We start from the raw sequence: 24,139 nt of genomic DNA on the forward strand, positions 1-24,139 counted from the left end.
GGCTGAAAGGAAAGAAGGGTAACTGAATGTCTGAAAACGAAAAGATGGAGCAGGGCCAGGGCTCTGCCTCCGCTTCCGAAAAGGCCGACAAGGCGAAGAAGGACAAGAAGCCTGAAAAGCAGAAGAAGCCCAGTATTTTCGCCCGCATCGGCAAGTGGCTCAAGGACATGAAGAGCGAGCTGAAGAAGGTCCAGTGGCCCAGCTTCAAGCAGACGATGAACAACACCGGGATCGTCATCCTCTGCGTCATCGTGGTGGGCATCTTCATCTGGCTCTTTGACGCGGTGGCCGGCGCTTTGATCGAGTTCCTGCTCGGCCTGTTCCGCTGATAGGTGGCGAATATGTCTGACGGCGCGCAGTGGTATGTGGTCCACACCTATTCCGGATACGAAAATACGGTGAAGGCCACCATTGAGAAGTACGTGGAAAACCGCGGTCTTCAGGATCTGATTCACGAGATCAGCATCCCCCTGGAGACCGTCACCGAGATCACAGACAACGGGCCCAAAGAGGTGGAGCGCAAGGTCTTCCCCGGCTATGTGCTGGTGAAGATGGTCATGACCGACGAGTGCTGGCACATCGTGCGCAACATTCGCGGCGTCACCGGCTTCCTGGGCTCCGGCAACAAGCCCATCCCCCTGTCTGAGAGTGACATCGCCGCCCTGGGCGTGGAGAAGCGCGAGATCGTGGTGGGCTACGAGGTGGGAGACAGCGTCAAGATCACCGATGGCGCCCTGGAGTCCTTCCTGGGCACAGTGGAGGAGATCGACCTGGACCGCAGCAAGGTCCGTGTGGTGGTGTCCATGTTTGGACGGGAGACCCCCGTGGAGCTGGAGCTGGACCAGGTGGAGCCTGTTAAAGCCTGACCCATCGAAACACAATCCTGCCGCGTGCAGACGCGGCCCGTGGGAGGGACGGAACGGTCCGTCCCGCCAGTTGGACCCGCCGGGCACGGCCTGAGCTGGTCCATATCCAACCACATTTTTCATATGGAGGTGCTCTTTCGTGGCACAGAAAGTAACTGGATACGTAAAACTTCAGATCCCCGCCGGCAAGGCGACGCCGGCCCCCCCTGTTGGCCCCGCTCTGGGCCAGCATGGCGTGAACATCGCCGCTTTCACCAAGGAATTCAATGAGCGGACCAAGAACGATGTGGGCATGATCATCCCCGTCATCATCACCGTCTACGCTGACCGTTCCTTCACTTTCATCACCAAGACCCCCCCCGCCGCCGTGCTCATCAAGAAGGCCTGCAGCATCGAGTCCGGCTCCGGTGTGCCCAACAAGACCAAGGTCGCTACCATCAGCAAGGAAGACGTGCGCAAGATCGCTGAGACCAAGATGCCCGACCTGAATGCCGCCAGCATCGAGGCCGCTATGAGCATGATCGCCGGTACTGCCCGCTCCATGGGCGTCGTCGTGGGCGAGTAAGGAGGGTGTGAACAATGTTTAGAGGCAAGAAATATCAGGAGAGCGCCAAGCAGATCGACCGCGCTGCTCTGTACGATACCAATGAGGCCATGGAGCTGATCGTCAAGACCGCTCCCGCCAAGTTCGACGAGACCGTCGAGCTCCATGTGAAGCTGGGCGTTGACTCCCGTCACGCCGACCAGCAGGTCCGCGGCGCCATCGTGCTGCCCCACGGCACCGGCAAGACCCAGCGCGTGCTGGTCTTCGCCAAGGCCGCCAAGGCGGACGAGGCCAAGGCCGCCGGCGCCGACTATGTGGGCGAGATGGACCTGGTGGAGAAGATCCAGAAGGAAAACTGGTTCGACTTCGACGTGGTGGTCGCCACCCCCGACATGATGGGCGTGGTGGGCCGTCTGGGTAAGGTGCTGGGTCCCAAGGGCCTGATGCCCTCTCCCAAGGCCGGCACTGTCACCATGGATGTGACCAAGGCCGTCAACGAGATCAAGGCCGGTAAGGTGGAGTACCGCCTGGACAAGACCAATATCATCCACTGCCCCATCGGCAAGGTGTCCTTCGGCGCTGAGAAGCTCTCCGAGAACTTCAACGCCATCATGGGCGCTATCGTAAAGGCCAAGCCCGCCGCTGCCAAGGGCCAGTACATCAAGAGCTGCGTGGTGGCTTCCACCATGGGCCCCGGTGTCAAAGTCAACGGCGCGAAGCTGATGTGATCATCTGATTGCCCTCCCCCGCAGTTTCCCGGGGACTGCGGGGGAGGCTTTCTTCCCTGTGCATCAGATTTTTTAAATTTTCGGAAAAGTCCTTGACTTTTCCTCCTTTTTCGGATATACTATCATCTGCGTTCAAAGACAGCAGGCGGCGCAAGCGGAAGTCCTGCCGAGGATGCAGCCAGAAACATGATCCATATTGTGTTTTTACGCTGTTTTCACGCTTTGGGCGCGGAAAACAGCGTTTTTTCGCGTTTCCCACTATTCTCTGGAGGTGAACCCAAAATGCCTAACGCATCTGTTCTGGAACAGAAGAAAGCCATTGTGGCTGAACTGACCGAAAAGCTGCAGAACGCCGCCAGCGGTGTGCTGGTGGATTACAAGGGCATCACCGTGGCTGAGGATACCGCTCTGCGCAACGAGCTCCGCAAGAACAACGTGGAGTACGCTGTCGTCAAGAACACCCTCACCCGCTTTGCTGCTCAGAATGCCGGCCTGGGCGATCTGTCCGACTCCCTGAATGGCACTACTTCTCTCGCCATCAGCCACGAGGACCCCATCGCTCCCATGCGCGTCATCAACAAGTTCGCCAAGCAGTTCAACGGCGCCAAGTTCGTCATCAAGGCCGGCTTCATGGACGGCAAGATCCTTCCCCTGGATGAGATCAACGCCATGGCCGAGCTGCCCTCCAAGGAGGTCCTGCAGGCCCAGGTCCTGGGCACCATGCTGGCCCCCATCACCAGCCTGGCCATCGTCCTGAAGGCCATTGCCGAGGAGAAGGGCGGCTTCGTAGAGGCCGCTGCCGAGCCCGAGGCCGCCCCCGCCGAGTAAGTATCGGCACCCATAACATTTTGACTGAAAACAACTTTTAGGAGGTACATTCATTATGGCTAGCGAGAAGATTACCGCTCTGATTGAGGAAGTCAAGGGCCTGACCGTTCTGGAGCTGTCCGAGCTGGTGCATGCCCTGGAGGACGAGTTCGGCGTTTCCGCCGCCGCTATGGCCGCTCCCGCTGCCGGTGCCGGCGCTGCCGCTCCCGCTGCTGAGGAGAAGACCGAGTTTGACGTGGTCCTGGCCAGCTTTGACGCCGCCGCTAAGATCAAGGTCATCAAGGCTGTCCGTGAGATCACCGGCCTGGGCCTGGCTGAGGCCAAGGCTATGGTCGAGGGCGCTCCCAAGACTCTGAAGGAGGCTGTCTCCAAGGATGAGGCCGAGGAGCTGAAGAAGAAGCTGGAAGAGGCCGGCGCCAAGGTCGAGCTGAAGTAAGCTTTTCCCCAGACAGAAGTCAACGGGCCCCAGGGCAAAATGCCCCGGGGCCCGTTTTTTCTTTTTCTCCCTCTGTCCTCCGCCGCTATTTCGTGTTATCCTAGTACCATCACAGCATCCCCGATCTTAATAATGGGAGGAATCCATCATGCGGAAAAACTTTGGCCCCAAGCCCTACCTCTATCCCCAGCCGGTGCTGATCATCGCCACCTATGGAGAGGACGGGACCCCAGATGCCATGAACGCCGCCTGGGGCGGGATCAGCGACAGCAACCGTGTTGCTATGTATCTAAGCGCGGGACACAAGACCGTACAGAACATTCTGTCCCGAAAGGCTTTCACTGTAAGCATGGCGGACGAGGACCATGTGGTGGAGTGTGACTATGTGGGTATCGTGTCCGCCAACCAGGTGCCTGACAAGCTGGCCCGAGCCGGCCTCCACACCACCAGAAGCCAGTTTGTGGATGCCCCCCTCATTGACGAACTGCCAATGGCGCTGGAGTGCCGGTTCCTCAGCTTTGACGAGGAGACGGAGCTGCTCCTGGGGGAGATCATCAACGTCAGCGCCGAGGAGTACATCCTGGGGGAAGATGGGAAGATCGATCCCGCCAAGCTGCGCCCCATCTCCTTCGACCCGGTCAATCACGACTATCTGGCCCTGGGAGAGAAGGTGGGCCGTGCTTTCCAGGATGGAAAAAGGCTAAAGTGAGCTCTCCGGGAGGGGTTTGGGGCCCTTTCTGGAGCGGCCGCCTTATTTCCGCAGCCGGAACACCTGGCTGAGATAGACTCCCTGGGCGCTCAGGGCGGCCAGATACAGCACTCCGCCGAAGAGTAGGCTGGCCGCCCCGCCTGCCAGCAGGGAGACGCCGCTGTCCTTCAGCCACCGAAAGAGGAGGTTGGAGGTCAGGGCCGCCAGCAGTGCGGCCAGCCCCGGCGCGGTCACCCACCGGAACAGGCTGGGCCGCAGCCCGGTGTAACGCACCACCAGCCAGCCGTTGAGCAGGGCCCCCGCCGCTGCTGAGACCAGAGTCCCCGCCACGAAGCCGCGGATGCCCACCCCCGGGAGGCCCACGGTGAAGGTGAAGGCCAGCTGTATGCCGTCACAGATCAGGTCCGCCATGGCGTGGCTCCCCGGCCGTCCCACGCCGTTGAGCACGCCCCCAAGGGTGGACTGGTAGCAGCTCAGCGCCATGGCCGCCGCCAGGGGGAGCAGGTGTTCCCCCGCCGAGGGCTGGCCGAACATCATCCGGGCCAGGTCCGGCCCAAGCACCACCATCAGCGCCATAGAGGGAAGAATGAGCACCGACACCGCCAGCATGGCCCGCCCGGCCCGCCGCCTCACCTCTTCCGGGCGGTTCAGTGCCGTGGAGTAGGCCAGCCTGGGGACTAGCACCAGATTCAGCGCCCCCAGAAAGACAGTGGGCAGGGCCAGCATGGGCAGGGTCATCCCGCACACCACGCCGAACTCCGACATGGCCGCCGCCCGGTCCATGCCGCTCTCCACAAGCTTCTGTGGGATAAGGGCGGCGTTCACCGCCGACATCAGATTACCCAGCAGGGCGGTGGCCCCCACAGGGACGGCGATGGAGGTCACCCGCCGGGCCAGAGTCCCGCCCCGCTCCCCCGGCCCCGTCCGGCCGATCCGCGCCATCCGCCGGCGGTAGAGCACTGTCAGCGCCACGGCGGAAAATATCTCACAAATCACCATGCCGGTGACGATCAGCCCCACCGTCCGCTCTGGGTTCTGGGGCAGAAACAGCACCAGCAGCCCCAGCACCGCCGCCGCCCGGATGAACTGCTCCATCAGCTCCACGACAGCAGGCGGGCGGACCACTCCGGTCCCATAGAAAAAGTGCTTGTGGATGTTCTCCACCCCGGTGAGAGCCACGCAGGGCAGCAGCAGGATCAGCCCCAGCTGGGTCCGGGCATCCCCCAGCAGATAGACCGAGATGGGGTCATAGAAGGCCACCACTGCCGCCGATACCGGCAGGAGCCCCACTCCCAGGGCGGTGAGGCACATCCGCCTGGTCTGCGCCACTCCCTTTCCGTTTCCCAGGGCCAGATACTGGGAGCTGAGGTTGGACATGGCTGCGGTCAGCCCCACAGCGGTGAGGGACAGCAGTACCGAGCACACCGGCATCAGCAGCTGATACAGCCCCATCACCTCCGCCCCCACCAGCCGGGACAGGGCCACCCGGTAACAGAACGACAGCCCCTGTGATACTGCCGCCAAGGCGGTCAGAAACAGGGCGCTGCTTCCAGCGGACCATTCATCGTGACGCAGCAAATCCAGTCCCTCCTCCCCGCCCCAGCGGGCGGTCCTCCCTTCACTGTATTCACGCCGCCGCCCCGCCATTCCTGCAAGAAATTCGTTATCTTTTTCACATATTTCTCTCGTTCCAGGGGAGAATCATGCCTGAATTGACCAAAAACTGGCGTATCTTTACCTTTGTCACCAGACGCCTTGCTTCCGCCCGGGAAATCGTTTATAGTACGATTAAGAAAGAGATCCCGCTCCCTTTATCCCCGTGATTTTCTGGAAGAAGAATGAGACACTGTAAAAAGGAGGATACCCCTATGGCTTTTGTAGAATTTGAGCAACGCGGCCACGTGGGCCTCATCACCATCAACCGCCCGGAAGTCCTGAACGCCCTGAACCTGGAGGTCATCGAACAGCTGGACGATATCCTGCTGCGCGCAGAATCCCAGGAGGATGTCCACGTCATCGTTATCACCGGCGCCGGACGCTCCTTCGTGGCCGGTGCCGACATCGGCGAGATGGTCAACTATACCGCCGACGACGCCAAGCGCTTCAGCCATCATGGAAACAATACCATGATGCACATCACCCGCTTCCCCAGCCCGGTGATCGCCGCAGTCAACGGCTTCGCCCTGGGCGGCGGCTGTGAGCTGGCCATGTCCTGCGACATTCGGGTAGCCAGTGAAAAGGCAACCTTCGGCATGCCTGAGGTTGGGCTGGGCATCACTCCCGGTTTCGGCGGCACCCAGCGCCTTCAGCGCATCGTAGGCATGTCCACCGCCATGGAGCTGGTGCTCACCAGCCGCACCATCGACGCCCAAGAGGCCCTTCAGATCGGTTTGGTCAAGCATGTCTACCCTGCCGACGTGATGCTGGACAAGGCTCTGGAGCTGGCCGACCTGATCGCCTCCCGCCCCCAGGTGGCAGTCCGCCAGGCCAAGCAGGCCATCCGTATCGGCAAACAGATCGACATCAACTCCGCCATCGCCTTTGAGTCAGAGGCCTTCGGCCTGTGCTTTTCCACTGAGGACCAGAAGGACGCCATGCACGCCTTCCTGAACAAGGAGAAGATCACCACCTTCAAAAACCGCTGAATCCGTTCCGCCGCCCCAGCGGCAGGGCGCTTTCCCAATATCACTTCTGAAAGACAAGGAGATCGAGATGTCATGAAAAAAATCGTAGTTGTAGGCGGCGGCACCATGGGCCTGGACATCGCCCACACCTTTGCTCGCAGCGGCCATGCCGTCGTGGTCCGGGAGATCAGCGATGAGCTGGCGGAGAAGTCTCACAGCCGGCTGGTGGCCGCGCTGGATAAGCTGGTGGCCAGAGGCAAGATGGACGAGGCCAAGAGGGCCGAGATCCTGGGCAACATGACCTTCACCACTGACCTGGCCGCCGCAGCTGACGCCGACCTGGTGCTGGAGGCCATCGTGGAGAACCTGGACGTGAAGAAGAGCCTGTTCCAGGAGCTGGACGGCATCTGCAAGGCAGACACCATCTTTGCCACCAACACCTCCTCCATCTCCATCACCGCCATCGCCGCCGCCACCCAGCGGGCCGACCGCTTCATCGGGATGCACTTCTTCAATCCCGCCACTGTGATGAAGCTGGTGGAGGTCATCCGGGGCGTCCACACCTCCCAGGAGACCTATGACGCCATCTGCCAGCTGTCCGCCGACATCGGCAAGGAGGCCGTGGAGGTAGCTGAAGCCCCCGGCTTCGTGGTCAACAAGATCCTGATCCCCATGATCAACGAGGCCATCGGTCTGGTGGAGACCGGCGTGGCTACCCCCGAGGGTATCGACACTGCCATGAAGCTGGGTGCCAACCACCCCATGGGCCCCCTGGCCCTGGGCGACCTGGTGGGCCTGGACGTCTGCCTGGCCATCATGGATACCCTGTATGCCGAGACCCACGACCCCAAGTACCGTGCCGCCCTGCTGCTGCGGAAGATGGTCCGTGGAGGCCTGCTGGGCCGTAAGACCGGCAAGGGTTTCTACGATTACTCCAAGTAAGCGGCCTGCTGACAAAAACGTCGGGAAGGAAAGCTTTCCTCCCCGGCGTTTTTCTATTTTCCTTTGTTCTTCTTGTACCCGCTGTGCTCCAGCCTCCACGCGGCGTCCAGCAGCGCCACCCCGGCCAGCATCAGGAGCTGGTCCACCGCCCCCGGGGCCCCTCTCAGGCTGTCATACTGGCTCCCCATCGGCGTTGAGGAGACCCCCAGGCACACAAGGCCCAGGGCAATGGAGATATATGTCACATATCGATTTGCAAAATTAAAAACTTTACCACTTCTGTATTGGAATCCCTTCTTTCTTGTTCAAATTAATAATTCTTTTTTATCCTTTTTACTTTTTTTCTTTTTTGAAGGTCAAGAAAAGCATACTTTCAAGCAATATCCGCAAATATCATCATTTTGCCCAAAATTTTGTCGCAAAAACTGTACATTTTACCGTATTTGTTTTTCTTGCGCCCATATGGGAAAAACGATATAATTTGAGGGACAGGAAGTTATCTATCGCAGCCTGATTGGCGCCGCAACAACGGGTCCCTATCCGTCGTTGCGCTTTTTCTGGTCTTCTTTTGTTAAAAATCTAACGAAAGAAGGCGGAGCGCCCCGGCTGAGCCCCCATGGGAGGCGGAGATCTGAGGAAAAAACGGCGGACCTCAGATCACCGTCTTGCTTGCATGTCCTGTCTAGGTGGTCCGGCCCTGCTGCTCCGGGACATCGCGCACGGTGGCTGCCGGGCAGCGCAGTCGGAACAGGGCTTCCATGATTGTTCCAAGTAAATAAAATTAGGAGGACGAAAAAATGGATTTTCATCTGTCGAAAGAGCAAGAGATGATCCGCAAGATGTACCGCGAATTCGCGGAAACTGAGGTCAAGCCCCTCGCCGAGGAGTTGGACGAGGAGGAGCGCTTCCCCATGGAGACCGTGGAGAAGATGGCCAAGCTGGGCATGATGGGCATCTACTTCCCCAAGCAGTATGGCGGCGCCGGCGGCGATGTGCTGTCCTATGCCATGTGTGTGGAGGAGTTGGCCAAGGTGTGCGGCACCACCGCCGTCATCGTGTCCGCCCACACCTCCCTGTGCTGCGCCCCCATCTTTGAGCACGGCACCGAGGAGCAGAAGATGAAGTATCTGCCTGACCTGCTCTCCGGCAAGAAGATCGGTGCCTTCGGCCTGACTGAGCCCAATGCCGGCACCGACGCCTCCGGCCAGCAGACCATGGCCGTGCTGGAGGGCGACCACTACGTCCTGAACGGCTCCAAGTGCTTCATCACCAACGGCAACGTGGCCGATACCTTCGTGGTCTTTGCCATGACCGACAAGAGCAAGGGCAACCACGGCATCTCCGCTTTCATCGTGGAGAAGGATTTCCCCGGCTTCTCCACCGGCAAGCACGAGAAGAAGATGGGCATCCGCGGCTCCTCCACCTGCGACCTGATCTTTGAGGACTGCATCGTTCCCAAGGAGAACCTTCTGGGCAAGGAGGGCCAGGGCTTTAAGATCGCCATGATGACCCTGGACGGCGGCCGCATCGGCATCGCTGCGCAGGCCCTTGGCCTGGGCGAGGGCGCCGTGGATGAGGCCGTCAAGTACACCAAGGAGCGCGTCCAGTTCGGCCGCCGCATCTCCCAGTTCCAGAACACCCAGTTCCAGCTGGCTGACATGCACACCCGCATGCAGGCCGCCCAGTATCTGGTCTACTCCGCTGCCATGAAGAAGCAGAACCACGAGCCCTACTCCATGGACGCAGCCATGGCCAAGCTGTTCGCCGCCGAGGCTGCCAGCGATGTGACCCGCCGCGCCGTCCAGCTGTTCGGCGGCTACGGCTACACCCGTGAGTACCCCGTGGAGCGCATGATGCGCGATGCCAAGATCACCGAGATCTATGAGGGCACTTCCGAGGTCCAGCGGATGGTCATTGCCAATCACCTGGGCGTGAAATAAGATAGGAGGCAGTTTCGAAATGAAAATCATTGTTTGTGTCAAGCAGGTCCCCGACACCTCCGGTAAGGTGGCGGTCAATCCCGATGGTACCCTGAATCGTGCCTCCATGGCCACCATCACCAACCCCGACGACCTGAACGCCGTTGAGGCCGCTCTGGCTCTGAAGGATCAGACCGGCGCTGAAGTGGTCGTGATCTCCATGGGCCCCCCTCCCGCAGAGGGCATGCTGCGTGAGATCCTGGCCCGCGGCGCTGACCGCGCGGTACTGGTCTCCGCCCGCGAGTTCGGCGGTTCCGATACCTACGCCACCTCCCAGATCCTGGCCGCTGCCATCAAGAAGATCGGCCTGGAGGACGACGACGTGGTCTTCTGCGGCCGTCAGGCCATCGACGGCGACACCGCTCAGGTCGGTCCCCAGATCGCCGAGAAGCTGGGCATCCCCCAGGTCTCCTACGCCGCCGACATCCAGAAGGAGGGCGAGACCCTCACCATCAAGCGGATGCTGGAGGACGGCTACATGACCATCAAGGTCAACACCCCCTGCCTGATCACCTGCATCAAGGAGCTGAACACCCCCCGCTACATGAGCGTGCCCGGCATCTTTGAGTGCTACAGCAAGCCCTATGAGGTCTTTGGCTATGAGACCCTGAAGGATGATCCCCTCATCGACCCCACCACCATCGGCCTGAAGGGCTCCCCCACGAACATCTTCAAGTCCTTCACTCCTCCCCAGAAGGGTGCCGGCATGATGCTGGAAGGCGCCGACAAGGCCACCTGCGATAAGCTGGCCGGCATTCTGGCCACCAAGCATATCATCTGATAGAAGGGAGAATGAAGAATATGTCTACTTTTAATAGTGCTGATATCGCTGCCTTCACCGGCGGCGTATGGGTCTTCTGCGAGCAGCGCCAGGGCAAGATGATGTCCACCTCCTACGAGCTGATCTCCGAGGGCCGCAAGCTGGCCGACGAGCGCGGCACCAAGCTGTACGGTCTGCTGCTGGGCGACGGCATCGAGGGCATCGCCAAGGAGCTGGGCGGCTACGGCGCTGACGGCGTGTATGTCTGTGACCACCCCCTGCTGAAGGAGTACACCACCGACGCCTACACCAAGGTCATCTGCGACGTGGTGGAGGAGTTCAAGCCCGAGGTGCTGCTGATCGGCGCCACCAACATCGGTCGTGACCTGGGTCCCCGCTGCGCGGCCCGCCTGCACACCGGCCTGACCGCCGACTGCACCCACCTGGACATCGACATGGACACCTATGTGGACTTCCTGCGCAACAGCTCCACCTTGGACGTGGACAAAATCAAGTTTGACATGGAAGACACCAACCTGAAGATGACCCGTCCCGCTTTCGGCGGCCATCTGATGGCGACCATCATCTGCCCCCGCTTCCGTCCCTGCATGGCTACCGTCCGTCCCGGCGTAATGAAGAAGGCCGCTTTCGACCAGGCCAAGGCTGACGCCTGCGAAATCATTAAGCCCAGCTTTGCCCTGTCCGCCGACGACCTGGACACCCAGGTGGTGGAAGTGGTCAAGGCCGCCAAGAAGCTGGTGGACCTGATCGGTGCCGACGTGGTCGTCTCCGTGGGCCGCGGCATCAGCAAGGATGTGGAGGGCGGCATCAAGCTGGCCGAGGAGCTGGCCGAGGTCCTCGGCGGCGTCGTGGGTGCCTCCCGTGCTGTTGTAGACTCCGGCTGGATGTCTGCTGACCACCAGGTCGGCCAGACCGGCAAGACCGTGCACCCCAAGATTTATGTTGCTCTGGGCATCTCCGGCGCCATCCAGCACAAGGCCGGCATGCAGGATTCCGAGTGCATCATTGCCGTCAATAAGAACGACACCGCCCCCATTTTCGAGGTCGCGGACTACGGCATCTGCGGCGACCTGTTCAAGGTCACTCCCCTGCTCATCGATGCCATCAAGGCTGCCAAGGCTGCGAAGTAATATCTTTTCTGGCCGTTCTGCGGGCTGCTCTCTTTGGAGAGCAGCCCGCTTTTTCGATTTCGCCTTATTTTTTTGCATGTTTTGTTTTTTCTTCCGTCATTTTGCACAGCTTTGTGAGACGCCATAGATTTCAAAGAAATTTCCGTTCCAAATGTAACATACTTTATATTCTTTCTCTCCTCTCCCTGTTCCATGACGGCAAATTTGCAGTTTTTCCGCAAAGTGCAGGGCTTTTTTTGAAAAATTTTTTCTTTTTCTTCCTTTTTTTCGCCCCATCACCATTTGAAGCCATCCCATCCGCTCCCCGCCTTGTGTATTTTCCCCATTGACAGTTGTCCTTCCTGCCAATATAATGGGCTCCAAACCTGAAAATTCCCTTATTTTATTCAGGTCTGCGGGCCGCTCCAGACCCGCCTCTGTTTCCATTTGACAGGAGGTTATGAAGATGAAAAAGTTTCTTGCCATGGCCCTGACCGGCGCGATGTGTGTCGGCCTGCTGGCCGGTTGCTCCAACGGCTCTTCCGGCACCACCAGCGCCCCTTCTGGCGGCTCCTCCGCTTCCAGCCCGGCTTCCAGCACCGCCGGTGCGGATGGTGCAATCAAGATCGGCGGCATCGGCCCCCTGACTGGCTCCGCCGCCACCTATGGCATCGCCACCAAGCAGGGGGCTGAGATCGCGGTGGACGAGATCAACGCCCTGGGCGGTATCCAGCTCTCCCTGGAGTTTCAGGATGACGAGGGTGACGCTGAGAAGGCCATCAACGCCTACAACGCCCTGAAGGGCAACGGCATGCAGATCGTCTATGGCTGCACCACCACCACTCCCTGCGTCTCCGTGGCTGCTGAGACCTTCAACGAGCGCTACTTTCAGCTGACTCCCTCCGCTTCCTCCACCGACGTCACTGCCGGCAAGGATAACGTCTTCCAGATGTGCTTCACTGACCCCGACCAGGGCGTCACCGCTGCCAACTATGTGGCGGAAAATGGCCTGGCTACCAAGGTGGCTGTGATCTACAACAACGGCGACGCCTACTCCACCGGCATCGCCCAGGGCTTCATCTCCCAGGCCGCCGAGGTGGGCCTGGAGGTCGTGGCTGAGCAGACCTTCCCCGATGACACCAACACCGACTTCACCGTGCAGCTGAACGCCGCTAAGGACGGGGGCGCTGAGCTGGTGTTCATGCCCATTTACTACACCCCCGCTTCCCTGATCCTGAATCAGGCCAAGAGCATGGGTTATGAGCCGACTTTCATGGGCGGCGACGGCATGGACGGCATCCTGGCCATCGAGGGCTTCGACACCTCCCTGGCGGAGGGCCTGCTGCTGATGACCCCCTTCAACGCCTCCGCCACTGACGAGCGCACTGCCAGCTTCGTCTCCGAGTACCAGACGCGCTACAATGAGATCCCCAACCAGTTCGCCGCTGACGGCTATGACTGCATCTACGCCATCTACGAGGCCTGCCAGAAGGCCGGTGTCACCGCCGACATGAGCCACGAGGATATCTGCGCCGCCCTGATCTCCACCTTCACCTCCTCCGACTTCAGCGTAGACGGACTCACTGGCTCCGGTATGACCTGGGCCGCCACCGGTGAGATCTCCAAGGCTCCCCTGGTCTTCGAGGTGCAGGACGGCGTCTACGTCGCCCGCTGATTTTCCGAACTCCCCTTTTTCCCGGGAAATCCATGGAACGGGCTGCCGGGGTCCCCTCGGCAGCCCGTGTCCCTTATTCTTGCACGCATGGCGAAAACGTCTGCGGCAGACGTTGCCGCAGAGGTTTTCGCCATGCTGTCCAGTTTTTCGCGCGCATCTGCGCAGCAAAAGAAAAAGAGGTGACTGGTCTTGAGTATTCTCAACAATCTCATCAACGGCATCAGTCTGGGCAGCGTGTACGCCATCATTGCCCTGGGCTATACGATGGTCTACGGTATTGCCAAAATGTTGAACTTTGCCCACGGAGACGTCATTATGGTGGGGGCATATATCTGTTTTTTCACCATGAGCGGCCTGTCCGGCAGCTTTGAGGAGGGCTCTCTGGCCGGCGCCGTGGTCCCTGCTCTGGCCGGCGTGCTGCTGGCCATGGTAGTGTGCACCGTCCTGGGCATGGTCATCGAACGGCTGGCCTATAAGCCGCTGCGCCAGGCACCCTCCCTGGCCGTGCTCATCACCGCTATCGGCGTGAGCTATTTCCTCCAGAACAGCGCGTTGCTGCTCTGGACCTCCAATCCCAAGTCCTTCTCCTCCGTAGTGGGCACCGGCTCTATCAAACTGCTGGACGGCCAGCTCACCATCACCCACGTGGCCTTGGTGACGGTGGCCGCCTGCATCGTCATTATGCTGGGGCTCACCTGGTTCACCGGACATACCCGCATGGGCAAGGCCATGCGGGCCTGTTCGGAAGACAAGGCGGCTGCCCAGCTCATGGGTATCAACGTGAACAGCACCATCTCCATGACCTTTGCCATCGGCTCCGCCCTGGCAGCCATCGCCGGTGTGCTGCTCTGCTCCACCTACCCCTCCCTCATGCCCACCACCGGCGCCCTGCCCGGCATCAAGGCCTTTACCGCCGCCGTCTTCGGCGGCATCGGCTCCATCCCTGGGGCCATGCTGGGCGGCATCCTGCTGGGCATCATCGAGATCTTTGCCAAGGCCTTCAACACCAACATCTCCGACGCGGTGGTCTTTGCCGTCCTGATCGTGGTGCTGCTGGTCAAGCCCTCCGGACTGCTGGGCAAGTATGTGCCCGAGAAAGTGTGAGGTGACCGATATGAAAACACGTTCCCTCCGCCGCAAGCGCCTTTTCGGCAATCTCCTCACCTACTGTATCGTTGCTGCCGCCTTTGTAATCCTTCAGCTTCTCAATGCCGGCGGGATGCTCTCCCCCTCCCTTCAGGGGCAGTTGGTCCCCATCTGTGCCTATGTCACCATGGCTGTGGCACTGAACCTGGTGGTGGGCATCTCCGGCGAGCTGAGCCTGGGCCACGCCGGCTTTATGAGCGTGGGTGCTTTCTCCGGCGTGGTGGCCTCCATCTCCCTCCAGGAGCTGATCCCCATGGGCCCCCTGCGCCTGCTGGTCTCCATGCTCATCGGCGCCTTCTTTGCCGGCATCGCCGGCGTCATCGTGGGCGTCCCCGTCCTGCGCCTGCGGGGCGACTATCTGGCCATCGTCACCCTGGCTTTCGGCGAGATCATCAAGAACATTATCAACATCCTCTATGTGGGCGTAGACGAGAACGGCCTCCACTTCTCCACCTCCAGTGAGGCGGCCCTCAACCTGTCTGAGACCGGCAAGGCCATCCTGAAGGGACCCATGGGAGTCACGGCCAACGTGAAGCTCTCCTCCTTCACCGCAGGCTTTCTGCTGGTGATGGTAGCCCTCATCGTGGTCCTCAACCTGGTGAACAGCCGTTCCGGTCGGGCCATCATGGCCCTGCGGGACAACCGCATCGCCGCCGAGAGCGTGGGCATCAGCGCCACCAAATACAAGCTGATGGCCTTTGTCACCTCCGCCGTGCTGGCTGGAGCCGCCGGCGCCCTCTATGCCATGAACTACTCCTCCATCGCCGCCAAGAAGTTTGACTTCAATACCTCTATCCTGATCCTGGTCTACGTGGTGCTGGGTGGACTGGGCAACATCCGGGGCTCGATCATTGCTGCCGCCCTGCTCTATGTCCTGCCCGAGCTGCTGCGTGATTTCTATGACTACCGGATGCTGATCTACGCCATCGTGCTCATCCTGGTCATGCTGGCCACCAACAACGAGCGCTCCAAGGAGTTTTTCTCCTCCCTGCGCCGGAAGATATTGGGCCGCGGCACCGAGAAAGGAGGCGCTCAGAATGGCTAAGGAATTTAAGAAAGGCAAGATGGTCCCCGTCCCCAGCCACTCCATCGTTCCTGAGCGGGATGTGAACAAGCTCCCCGTTCTGGAGTGCCAGCACCTGGGCATCGACTTCGGCGGCCTGACCGCTGTCAATGAGTTCAACCTCACCATCGGCCGCACAGAGATTGCCGGCCTTATCGGCCCCAACGGCGCGGGCAAGACCACGGTGTTCAACCTGCTCACCAAGGTGTATCAGCCCACCCGGGGCACCATCCTGCTCAATGGCAAGGACACCCACGGCATGAGCACTGCCCAAGTCAACCGGGCCGGCATCGCCCGCACCTTCCAGAACATCCGCCTGTTTTCCAACCTGAGTGTGGAGGACAACGTGAAGATCGGCCTGCACAACCAGATCCGCTACCCCATGTGGGACGGCGTGCTCCGCCTCCCCAAGTTCTGGAAGCAGGAGAAGCTGGCCCGAGAGAGCGCCATGGAGCTGCTCTCCATCTTCGACATGCAGGACCTGGCCCACCACCAGGCCGGCTCCCTGCCTTACGGCGCACAGCGCCGCCTGGAGATCGTCCGGGCCCTGGCCACCAACCCCTCCCTGCTTCTGCTGGACGAGCCCGCCGCCGGCATGAACCCCTCCGAGACCGCCGAGCTGATGGAGAACATCGTCAAGATCCGGGACACCTTCCAGATCGCCGTTATGCTCATCGAGCACGACATGAACCTGGTCATGGGCATCTGCGAGGGCATTTGTGTCCTCAACTTCGGACAGATCATCGCCAAGGGCACCGCGGAGGACATCCAGGCCAATCCAAAGGTCATCGAGGCCTATCTGGGCAGTCAGAAAAAGAAAGGAGGGGCCTGATATGGACGCCATGCTGAAGGTAGAGGGCATCAACGTCTATTACGGCGCCATCCATGCCATCAAAGACGTCTCCTTTCAGGTAAATGAGGGGGAGGTAGTCACCCTCATCGGCGCCAACGGTGCCGGAAAGTCCACCATCCTGAAGACCATCGCAGGTCTGCTCACCTCCCATACCGGCTCCATCGAGTTCCTGGGCCAGCGCCTGGGGGGCACCCCGGCCCATAAGATCATCACCAAGGGTCTGGCTCTGGTGCCGGAGGGCCGGCAGATCTTCCTCCAGATGTCTGTGGAGGAAAACCTGGAGATGGGAGCCTTCACCCGCCCCTCTTCTGAGTTTGATGACGGCATCGCGGATGTGTACCAGCGCTTCCCCCGGCTGAAGGAGCGCCGCCGACAGGTGGCGGGCACCCTGTCCGGCGGCGAACAGCAGATGCTGGCCATGGGCCGCGCCCTGATGTCCAAGCCCCGCCTGCTGATGCTGGATGAGCCCTCCATGGGTCTGGCCCCCATCCTGGTGGAGCAGATCTTCGACATCATCCAGGAGCTGAACCAGCACGGCACCACCATCCTCCTGGTGGAGCAGAATGCCCAGATGGCCCTGTCTGTGGCCCACCGGGGCTATGTGCTGGAGACAGGCAAGATCGTCACCACCGGCTCCGGCGAGGAGCTGCTGGAGGACGAGGCAGTGAAAAAAGCCTATCTGGGCGGCTGACCGTCCCCTCTTCACTTTCCGTCCGCGGCAAACGCGGACGGAATTTTTTATGCCGTACCCTTTCTCATAAAATAACACACCAAAATGCAACATCCTGTCCTTGACCTCGTTTTTCTTTCGTGATAGGATCAAAGCACCAGATGCATGCATCTCTTTGGCTGGACCACGGCCTTCCATAGGGGATCAGCATCTCAAATCAGGAAAGGAAGGAGAAAGAACATGAAACTCTTCCGCAAGCTTGCCGCACTGTCTCTGACCGCCGCGCTCTCCGCCGGCATGGTGCTCCCCGCCAGCGCCGTCTCAGCTCCCGCTGTGCAGGTAGATGGAGGCACAGTGGACACCTCCGCCTACATCAACGCAGACTCCCGCACCATGGTCCCTGTCACCATCGCAGAGGCGCTGGGCCTAGACTGTACAGCTGACGGCGACAGCGCTACCTTCTCGCTGTGCGGCCGTTCTCAGACCTATAGCGCCGGTACCGCGGCAGGGGATACCACAGCTGCCCTTCAGAACGGCCAGCTCTATATCCCCCTCTACCATCTGGCTGAGACTTTCGGGTACCAAGTGAGCTGGGACGGGGCCGCCCGCACCGCATCGCTGGACCGCCAAGCTTATCCTGCCCTCTCGGTAGACACAGAAAACCGCGCCTCCTTTGCTGCTGGTGAGACCGCTCTCCAGTCCGGTTTTGACTGGTACACTTGGACATTCCAGATCGACCCCGCCATGGACACCGTGGGCACCGCCGGCGATGGCCTGGGCCTGCTCCGTTTCCGCCTGTACGTCCCGGAACATATTCAGGAGGGAGAGGACTACCCTCTCGTGGCTACCCTGGGCGGGCTGGGCAGCACCAATTCCTTCGCCAACAATGGCTACGCTTCCCGCGGCTCCGCCTTTGCCTCCGACGCATTTCAGGCAGAGCACCCCTGTTATGTCCTGAATATCACCGTCCCCTATGAGGCCTGCGTCAACTATGAGGCGGAGCTGGCCTATATCTATCAGTTCGGTGAGATCATCCGAACCATTGCGGAAAGCTACGGCAATGTGGACATGGATCGAATCTACGCTACCGGCCACTCGCAAGGCGCAGGCTGGAGCTATGAGCTGGCCTCCGTCCAGCCCGAGCTGCTGGCTGCCATTCTCATCAACGCCGGCACTACCGTCCACACCACCTGGGGAAATCAGTGCGACATGCAGGCCATTGCGGATTCTGGCGTCAATGTCTACATCTGGCACGGCTATGAGGACCCCTACATCCCGGTGAACGAGGCCTACCGCGCCTTCAATACCCTGACCAGCCTGGGCATGACCAATCTTGTCCTGGAGATCCAGCAGGGAGGCCACTGCAAATCAGACATGTTCTCTGATTCGGTCCCTACCTCCTACATGGAGTGGCTCTTCGATCAGGTCAAAGGCGTCCCCTGCACCGCCTCCCCCACTGTCACCACAGAGGGGACTCCTGCGGACTATGACTGGGCCGGCGTTCAGGTCCTTTCCTCTGTGGAGGGCTGGGCTGAGGCCAATCCCTATTCCTCCTGGACCGAGCCCGCCGACAACGCCACCTGGGACCAGGTGATGGCCGGTGCCAACGCTCTGGTCCAGGGAGAGGGCGGCACTGGGAAGACCTGGCTGAGCAAGGTCCGTATCGGGGACGAGACTGCCACCTCCTATGATGATGCCACACAGGACACCCCTGTTGTCACCATTCAGGCGGGTGACTCCGTCGCTGTCACTGTCCAAGGCTACACCGGCGGCTACGGCGATGACTGGGACGCCTTTGATCAGGAGTGGGATGTAGAGTGGGCTGTTTTGGAGGGAAGCGTCACTGACATCCAGCTGACACACGAAGCCAGCGAGACACCTCTCCTCCGCCCCGCCACCGTCTCCCTGGCCAATGGCGGCGGCCCCAATGTAAACAACTCCCTTTATAATGAAAATACCCTGGACGGAAACCAGGTCTACATCAAGATCGACACTGCCCAGGACTTTCAGGGCGATTCCCTGAAGGTGGCGCTGCGGTTTATCCGCGATCTGGGCCAGGGGGAATACGCCTCCTACTGGCATGTGATCCAGTACCAGGTCCAGTAAATCGCTTCGCCGGTCCTCCTGACCATTGCCCGGCAGGCAGCAAAAAGAGAGGCGCTGAGCGCCTCTCTTTTTGCTGCCTTTTTTCTGGGGGTCCCACTCACCCCAGCTTTTGGAGCATCTGGACCGACATGACCAGGGCGGCCTGGGCCTGGATATCCGCCTGGGGATCGAACCGGTCCCCGCCTACGCCGGTGATGATCTCGTTCTTCTCCATAAAATAGACGCTGTTCTTCGCCCAGTCAGAGATCTCGCCGTCGTCCGCGAACTCCTTGGCCCCCACCGAGCTGATGACAGTATCCAGCTTATGGTAGATACCGGCCAGCATATTCGACGCCTGCTGCTCCGTGAGGTTGGAGTCATCGTTCAGGTCGTTGTCCCTGCCGTACAGCGCCGCCCACAGCAGGAATGCCTTTCTGTTGTCCTCGTTCCGATACTGGTACACCGCAGTCAGCATCACCGCCGCCTGTTCTCGGGTCACCGGCTCCTCGCCGCCGAAAGTGTCCTCCGTCAGCCCCGTCACGAACCCCAGCCCATAGGCCTTCAGCACCTCCGGGTCCTGGGTGTCCCGGAAGGGATTCTGCTTCGGCACCTCCGCCAGCTTCCCGCTCATAGCCTCATACAGCTTCACGGTCAGGGCAGCAAATTCCGCCCGTGTCATCTCCGCCCTCAGGTCCTGTCCCTCCAGGCACTCCGGCATCAGCTCCAGCCGGATGGCGGACTCCACCCGCTCCACCGCCCACTCATCCACGGTCTCGCCTGTAAATACCGACGCCGCGGAGACTGGCGCGGCCGTCAAAGCGGCCGCCAGGGCCCCGCTCAGCAGTGCGGACAACCATTTTCTTTTCATCAGGTCCACTTCCTTCTTCTTGTCGCGCGCCCCGCCGGGGCGGCCCGTTCCCTTCTCCCTCTTGTCCTTGATTTGATTCTACACGCTTTTTTTCAAAAGCGCAATCCTCTTTTCTCGTCTGAAAATGTTGGAAGCCCTTTCCGCCCGTCAGCGGCGTTCTTTCTGCCTCCCGGCGGTCAGGAAAGAGAACTTCGTCTCAGAGCACACCACCGCCACAAAGATGCAGGCAAAGCCCACCGCCATGGGGAGAGTGACCAGATCCCCGTAGAAGAGGACCGAGCTGATGACGCCGAACACCGATTCCAGGGAGAGGATCACCGACGCGGAGGCCGGGTCCGACCACACCTGCCCCACGTTTTGGAAGAGCAGGGCCACAGTGGTGGCCATAACGCACAGGTAGGCCATAGGCAGGCAGACCGCCGGGTCCAGGAACGCCTGAGCGGGGAAGTTCTCGAACAGCGCTCCCCCTGCCCAGGCATACAGCGCCGCAAAGGCAAACTGGAATACGGTGAGCAGGTAGATGTCCTTCTCCGGGGACACTTTGGCCACCGCCACGATGTGGGCAGCGTAAAAGAAAGCGCAGATCAGGGTGAGCACGTCCCCTGCGTTGACAGACAGGTCCCCGTCCAGAGAGACCAGTCCCACTCCGGTGACACAGAGCAGGGCGGCCAGGATGTTGTACCGGTCCGGGCGCCGCCGGGCGGCTGCCCAGTAGAGAAAGGGGACGATCACGCAGTACACCGCCGTCAAAAATGCATTTTTGGAGGGTGTGGTCCGGTCCAGTCCAAAAGTCTGGACCGAATAGGCCAGGAACAGGAAAGCCCCTATCACCGCCCCACGCCACAGATAGTCCCGGGTAAAGCCCGCCCACTTCTTCCAGCAGACCGCCGCCAGCAGGACCGCGCCCGCAGTAAAGCGGATTGCCAGCAGGTAGAACACCGGGATCACGTCCAGGGCGTTCTTCATTACAAAGAAGGAGGTGCCCCAGATGATGGCTGCCGCGAACAGCATGGGCTTGGCCAGTTTTTTCATCACATGCGGAGACATGGCTTCACTTCCCATCTTGAACTAGTCTCCCCCGGCGTGGTATGATAGGAAAGAAGCATGCCGGGCCGGTCTGTCAAAAACGGAGCTATTATACCAGAAAACCGTCCCGGCCGCAACCCGGGGGCCGGCCCCGCCCCAGGCAGGAGGCCCCCATCCTGCACGGAGGTCCCGCCATGTACTTTTTTGATCTGGACGGCACCCTGCTGGACTCCAACGGGATCTGGCTGGACATCGACATTGAATTTCTGGGCCGGCGGGGCATCTCGCCGGTGCCTGAGGACTACACCGACTACGTCACCCACCACAGCGCTCCCGACGCGGCCCGGTACACCAGGGAGCGCTTCTCCCTCCCGGAGACGCCGGAGGAGATCATGGAGGGCTGGATGTCCATGGCCCGCTCCGCCTATGCTCACACTCTGCCCCTGAAGCCCGGCGTGCCCGCCTTTCTGGACGCCTGCCGCCGCCGGGGGACACGGATGGCGGTGCTCACCTCCTGCATGCCTCCCCTGTGCCGCGCCGCCCTGGAGCACCACCGCCTTCTGGACTGCTTTGAGGCCGTCTACACCACCGCTGAGCTGGGAATAGAAAAGCGGGACCCGGCTCTCTACTGTCTGGCGGCGGAACGGTCGGGCGTCCCTCCCCAGTCCTGCCTCCTCTTCGAAGATTCTCCCAGCTACTGTGCTGCGGCCAGGCAGGCTGGCTTCACTGTGGTAGGGGTCTTTGACCCCCTTTTTGCCCCCCGCTGGGGGGAGATGGAGGCCCTGTGCCACCATCGCCTGGAACGATTTGCGGATGCCTCTCCCACCCTCTGGCAGATTCCATAATTTTGCTCTTTCCTGCCCCTGAAAATGTGTTAATGTTTTGTTAAGATGTTTCTTGACTTTTGCCCGATTCCGCACTATATATATAGTTCGGAATCGGGCACTTTCTGTTTTAGACAAAGAAAGACCCTTATTTTTGTGAAAATGCCCGAGACCGCTCCCTCTTTCTGATCACATCTGCTCCGGTCTTTCGGAGCCTGAGGAGGCCCCTCTCATGATCCAAAGAAATTTCTGGCGCAATGTGCTCCCCTCCGTCATCGCCTTTGCCTTCTCCGGCGTCTACTCCATCGTGGACGGGATGTTCGTGGGCCAGGGCGTGGGCGATGCCGGGCTGGCCGCCATCAATGTGGCCTGGCCGGTCACCGCCCTGGTCCAGGCCCTAGGCACTGGGCTGGGTATGGCCGCCGCCGTGGTGCTGTCCGTGTGCATCGGCCGCCGGGACGCCGCTGAGGAGCACCGCGCCCTGGGCTCCACTGCCGTGCTGCTCCTGCTGGCCGGCGTGCTGTCTACCGCCCTGCTCGCCCTGCTCTACCGCCCCCTACTCCCTCTGCTGGGCGCGGAGGGCTCCGTCCTGGCCTATGCTGACAGCTACACCCGGGTCATCGTGCTGGGCTCGCTCTTCCAGGTGCTGGGCACCGGGCTGGTCCCCCTGCTGCGCACCTATGACGGGGCGGACGCCGCCATGTGCTCCATGACCGCCGGCTTCCTCACCAATGTGGTGCTGGATGCTCTGTTCATCTCCGTCTTCCGGTGGGGCACCGCCGGGGCCGCCGCCGCCACCGTCATCGCCCAGGGGGTGTCCGCCGCTCTGGGGCTGGTCTATCTGTTCCGGGTGAAGCGGGTGTTCCGGGGGGTGAGCTTCCGTCTGAACCGGAGGACCGTTCTCCGCCTGCTTGCCACCTCCCTGTCCCCCTTCGGCCTGACCATTCTGAACACGGTCACGCTGGTGGTCATCAACCGGGGAGCGCTGGCCTACGGCGGCTCCCTGGCGGTGGCCTGCTATGCGGTCATGAGCTACGCCATCTGCATGGTCCATTTCATCATCCAGGGCATCGGGGACGGGGCGCAGCCCCTTCTCAGCCGGTATTACGGCGCCGGAGAACAGGAGGCGCTGGCTCAGGTCCGTACACTAACCTTCCGTTCCGCCCCCGCCGCCGCCCTGCTCTGCGGCATCGCCCTCTTTCTGGGGCGGTCCGCCATCCCCCACCTGTTTGGGGCATCCAATGCCGCTACCCGGCTGTTCCAGGTGATCCTGCCCCTGTTCCTGCTCTATCTCCCGTTCATGTCGGTAGTGCGCATCCTGACCTCCTACTTCTGCGCCACCGAGCAGATCACCCGGGCCGACCTGCTGATCTACGGCCAGCCCGTCGTGCTGGTGGCCCTCTCCCTGATCCTGCCCCGCACTGGGCTGGGGCTGTCCGGGGTCTGGCTGTCCGTCCCCCTGACCCAGATCCTGCTGGCCGGCGCCGGGGTACTGCTGCTGCACACCGCTCACGCCGGGACGAAGCCCATCCCCGCCGCCGCGCCCCAGCAGGCCGTCCCCTCCGTCTCTCTGTCTGTGTGACATGGATGCCCACGGGCCCTTATCCAAAAAACGGCTGCGCGCCCTCCCGAAAGGAGGGCGCGCAGCTATTTCTGTTTATTGCAAAGATTTCCACTCTGTCTGGATCAGCTCCGCCAGCCCCCCACTGGTCCCGCTCTCTCCGGCCAGGCGGTCCAAAATCGCTCCAAACGCCTCGGTCCCGCCGTACCAGGACACATCAGCGGAAGCCAAGTGTGTGCACAACAGCTCCCGCTCCTCCCGGCTGTCGATCAAGGCTAGGTAGGACAGCACGGTATCCGGGGCCTCCAAGAACCGGTGGTACAGCTGGTCAAAGCCGTTCTCCCCGTAGACCCCGTCCGCCCCCAGGCAGTAGGCCGTCAGCTGGTCCAGGGGCATGCCGCTCAGATCCTCCAGCTCCTGATAGGTGATGCCGTAGGCGGAGGGATCGGTGGTCACGGTGCTCCATCCCGGGTGCATCTCATCGGCATCCAGGCTCTCCCCGGACGTTTCCGCGCCGCATCCAGCCAGAAGGGCCAGGCAGAGCGCCGCCGTCAGCGTCCTGGCCGTCCTTTTATTTCGGTCCACAGCCGCTCCTCCTCATATCTTCTCCATGTGGGCGGCAGCGGATTTGAGCATCAGCCGCTTGGTGCCCACGTTGTCAAAGGCGATCTCCACCAGGGCGTCGCCCCCCATCTTCTGCACGGACAGGATCATCCCCTGTCCGAATGCCTTGTGGCGCACCATGTCCCCCTTCTGGAAGGTAGGCAGCACCGCCGGTACTGCAGCGGCGGCCGGCCGGCCGCCCAGGGGGCGCTGGGGACG

27 protein-coding genes are annotated in these 24,139 nt (G+C 61.0%); 20 read left to right on the plus strand and 7 right to left on the minus strand.

Annotated elements, in window-relative coordinates:
* Positions 1 to 26 precede the first annotated feature (26 nt).
* The 7 genes from secE to BN1969_RS15660 all read left to right on the plus strand — a co-directional run bounded on the left by secE (position 27) and on the right by BN1969_RS15660 (position 4,111).
* Positions 27 to 329 carry a preprotein translocase subunit SecE gene (gene secE / locus BN1969_RS15630; RefSeq protein ID WP_050625129.1) on the plus strand — a complete coding sequence of 101 codons (303 nt, stop codon included), beginning with the start codon at positions 27 to 29 and terminating at the stop codon, positions 327 to 329.
* 12 nt (positions 330 to 341) lie between these two features.
* On the plus strand, positions 342 to 866 hold the full coding sequence (gene nusG / locus BN1969_RS15635) for a transcription termination/antitermination protein NusG (RefSeq protein ID WP_050625130.1): 525 nt from the start codon (positions 342 to 344) through the stop codon (positions 864 to 866).
* Positions 867 to 1,005: 139 nt separating this feature from the next.
* Entirely contained in the window at positions 1,006 to 1,431 is a 426-nt protein-coding gene (rplK, locus tag BN1969_RS15640; protein WP_050625131.1) for a 50S ribosomal protein L11, read from the plus strand.
* A gap of 14 nt (positions 1,432 to 1,445) precedes the next feature.
* Positions 1,446 to 2,138, plus strand: coding sequence for a 50S ribosomal protein L1 (rplA, locus tag BN1969_RS15645; RefSeq protein WP_050625132.1), 693 nt, complete (start codon positions 1,446 to 1,448; stop codon positions 2,136 to 2,138).
* A gap of 282 nt (positions 2,139 to 2,420) precedes the next feature.
* The gene (gene rplJ, locus BN1969_RS15650) at positions 2,421 to 2,966 is read left to right on the plus strand and encodes a 50S ribosomal protein L10 (protein WP_050625133.1); all 546 of its coding nucleotides are present in this window, start codon (positions 2,421 to 2,423) and stop codon (positions 2,964 to 2,966) included.
* A gap of 55 nt (positions 2,967 to 3,021) precedes the next feature.
* Positions 3,022 to 3,402, plus strand: a complete 381-nt coding sequence (rplL, locus tag BN1969_RS15655; RefSeq protein WP_050625134.1) for a 50S ribosomal protein L7/L12 — start codon at positions 3,022 to 3,024, stop codon at positions 3,400 to 3,402.
* A 148-nt stretch (positions 3,403 to 3,550) separates the two neighbouring features.
* Positions 3,551 to 4,111 (plus strand): flavin reductase family protein, encoded by a 561-nt coding sequence (locus BN1969_RS15660; RefSeq protein ID WP_050625135.1) that lies wholly within the window; start codon positions 3,551 to 3,553, stop codon positions 4,109 to 4,111.
* Between the two features lie 42 nt (positions 4,112 to 4,153).
* On the opposite strand, the gene BN1969_RS15665 is transcribed toward BN1969_RS15660, so the two are convergent.
* Positions 4,154 to 5,689, minus strand: a complete 1,536-nt coding sequence (locus BN1969_RS15665; RefSeq protein WP_077138788.1) for an oligosaccharide flippase family protein — start codon at positions 5,687 to 5,689, stop codon at positions 4,154 to 4,156.
* Positions 5,690 to 5,979: 290 nt separating this feature from the next.
* Here BN1969_RS15665 and BN1969_RS15670 point away from each other — a divergent pair, with 290 nt between their 5' ends.
* Together BN1969_RS15670 and BN1969_RS15675 are read left to right on the plus strand one after the other, a co-directional pair.
* Positions 5,980 to 6,756: an enoyl-CoA hydratase-related protein gene (locus BN1969_RS15670; protein WP_050625136.1), complete on the plus strand. Its 777-nt coding sequence runs from the start codon at positions 5,980 to 5,982 to the stop codon at positions 6,754 to 6,756.
* Between the two features lie 72 nt (positions 6,757 to 6,828).
* Positions 6,829 to 7,677, plus strand: a complete 849-nt coding sequence (locus BN1969_RS15675) for a 3-hydroxybutyryl-CoA dehydrogenase (protein WP_050625137.1) — start codon at positions 6,829 to 6,831, stop codon at positions 7,675 to 7,677.
* A 53-nt stretch (positions 7,678 to 7,730) separates the two neighbouring features.
* Here the strand turns inward: BN1969_RS15675 and BN1969_RS18115 are convergent, their stop codons facing one another.
* Positions 7,731 to 7,922, minus strand: coding sequence for a hypothetical protein (locus BN1969_RS18115; RefSeq protein WP_147577126.1), 192 nt, complete (start codon positions 7,920 to 7,922; stop codon positions 7,731 to 7,733).
* Positions 7,923 to 8,474: 552 nt separating this feature from the next.
* Between BN1969_RS18115 and BN1969_RS15680 the strand changes: the two genes are divergently transcribed.
* Genes BN1969_RS15680 through acrA form a run of 3 tightly spaced genes read left to right on the plus strand, consistent with a single transcriptional unit; the run spans position 8,475 to position 11,567 of the window.
* Positions 8,475 to 9,617 carry an acyl-CoA dehydrogenase gene (locus tag BN1969_RS15680; RefSeq protein ID WP_050625138.1) on the plus strand — a complete coding sequence of 381 codons (1,143 nt, stop codon included), beginning with the start codon at positions 8,475 to 8,477 and terminating at the stop codon, positions 9,615 to 9,617.
* A gap of 19 nt (positions 9,618 to 9,636) precedes the next feature.
* Positions 9,637 to 10,437, plus strand: coding sequence for an acryloyl-CoA reductase electron transfer subunit gamma (gene acrB / locus BN1969_RS15685; RefSeq protein ID WP_050625139.1), 801 nt, complete (start codon positions 9,637 to 9,639; stop codon positions 10,435 to 10,437).
* A 20-nt stretch (positions 10,438 to 10,457) separates the two neighbouring features.
* Positions 10,458 to 11,567, plus strand: coding sequence for an acryloyl-CoA reductase electron transfer subunit beta (acrA, locus tag BN1969_RS15690; RefSeq protein WP_050625140.1), 1,110 nt, complete (start codon positions 10,458 to 10,460; stop codon positions 11,565 to 11,567).
* Positions 11,568 to 11,663: 96 nt separating this feature from the next.
* On the opposite strand, the gene BN1969_RS18120 is transcribed toward acrA, so the two are convergent.
* A complete protein-coding gene (locus BN1969_RS18120) occupies positions 11,664 to 11,915 on the minus strand; it encodes a hypothetical protein (protein ID WP_133248247.1) in 252 nt (83 codons plus the stop codon).
* A 97-nt stretch (positions 11,916 to 12,012) separates the two neighbouring features.
* On the opposite strand from BN1969_RS18120, the gene BN1969_RS15695 reads away from it, so the two are divergent.
* The 6 genes from BN1969_RS15695 to BN1969_RS15720 all read left to right on the plus strand — a co-directional run bounded on the left by BN1969_RS15695 (position 12,013) and on the right by BN1969_RS15720 (position 19,059).
* On the plus strand, positions 12,013 to 13,221 hold the full coding sequence (locus BN1969_RS15695; protein ID WP_050625141.1) for an ABC transporter substrate-binding protein: 1,209 nt from the start codon (positions 12,013 to 12,015) through the stop codon (positions 13,219 to 13,221).
* A gap of 189 nt (positions 13,222 to 13,410) precedes the next feature.
* Entirely contained in the window at positions 13,411 to 14,325 is a 915-nt protein-coding gene (locus BN1969_RS15700) for a branched-chain amino acid ABC transporter permease (RefSeq protein WP_050625142.1), read from the plus strand.
* 10 nt (positions 14,326 to 14,335) lie between these two features.
* Complete coding sequence (locus tag BN1969_RS15705) at positions 14,336 to 15,412, plus strand: branched-chain amino acid ABC transporter permease (RefSeq protein ID WP_050625143.1); 1,077 nt, start codon at positions 14,336 to 14,338, stop codon at positions 15,410 to 15,412.
* Between the two features lie 19 nt (positions 15,413 to 15,431).
* Positions 15,432 to 16,262, plus strand: a complete 831-nt coding sequence (locus BN1969_RS15710) for an ABC transporter ATP-binding protein (RefSeq protein WP_413464664.1) — start codon at positions 15,432 to 15,434, stop codon at positions 16,260 to 16,262.
* A 10-nt stretch (positions 16,263 to 16,272) separates the two neighbouring features.
* Positions 16,273 to 16,974, plus strand: coding sequence for an ABC transporter ATP-binding protein (locus BN1969_RS15715; RefSeq protein WP_050625509.1), 702 nt, complete (start codon positions 16,273 to 16,275; stop codon positions 16,972 to 16,974).
* Positions 16,975 to 17,193: 219 nt separating this feature from the next.
* Positions 17,194 to 19,059: a stalk domain-containing protein gene (locus BN1969_RS15720; RefSeq protein ID WP_050625145.1), complete on the plus strand. Its 1,866-nt coding sequence runs from the start codon at positions 17,194 to 17,196 to the stop codon at positions 19,057 to 19,059.
* Positions 19,060 to 19,156: 97 nt separating this feature from the next.
* Here BN1969_RS15720 and BN1969_RS15725 read toward each other — a convergent pair whose 3' ends face one another.
* Together BN1969_RS15725 and BN1969_RS15730 are read right to left on the minus strand one after the other, a co-directional pair.
* Entirely contained in the window at positions 19,157 to 19,906 is a 750-nt protein-coding gene (locus BN1969_RS15725; RefSeq protein WP_050625146.1) for an S-layer homology domain-containing protein, read from the minus strand.
* 147 nt (positions 19,907 to 20,053) lie between these two features.
* Positions 20,054 to 20,968, minus strand: a complete 915-nt coding sequence (locus tag BN1969_RS15730) for a DMT family transporter (RefSeq protein ID WP_242850362.1) — start codon at positions 20,966 to 20,968, stop codon at positions 20,054 to 20,056.
* A gap of 158 nt (positions 20,969 to 21,126) precedes the next feature.
* Here BN1969_RS15730 and BN1969_RS15735 point away from each other — a divergent pair, with 158 nt between their 5' ends.
* Positions 21,127 to 21,777 (plus strand): HAD family hydrolase, encoded by a 651-nt coding sequence (locus tag BN1969_RS15735; protein ID WP_050625148.1) that lies wholly within the window; start codon positions 21,127 to 21,129, stop codon positions 21,775 to 21,777.
* Between the two features lie 211 nt (positions 21,778 to 21,988).
* Positions 21,989 to 23,338 (plus strand): MATE family efflux transporter, encoded by a 1,350-nt coding sequence (locus tag BN1969_RS15740; RefSeq protein ID WP_050625149.1) that lies wholly within the window; start codon positions 21,989 to 21,991, stop codon positions 23,336 to 23,338.
* A 75-nt stretch (positions 23,339 to 23,413) separates the two neighbouring features.
* On the opposite strand, the gene BN1969_RS15745 is transcribed toward BN1969_RS15740, so the two are convergent.
* Both BN1969_RS15745 and BN1969_RS18340 read right to left on the minus strand, forming a co-directional pair.
* Entirely contained in the window at positions 23,414 to 23,902 is a 489-nt protein-coding gene (locus BN1969_RS15745; protein ID WP_050625150.1) for a hypothetical protein, read from the minus strand.
* A 12-nt stretch (positions 23,903 to 23,914) separates the two neighbouring features.
* A partial coding sequence (locus BN1969_RS18340) for a hypothetical protein (protein WP_187120358.1) occupies positions 23,915 to 24,139 on the minus strand: 225 nt, incomplete at its 5' end.

It is taken from the genome of Clostridium phoceensis (assembly GCF_001244495.1).
Taxonomy (GTDB): Bacteria; Bacillota; Clostridia; order Oscillospirales; family Oscillospiraceae; genus Lawsonibacter; species Lawsonibacter asaccharolyticus.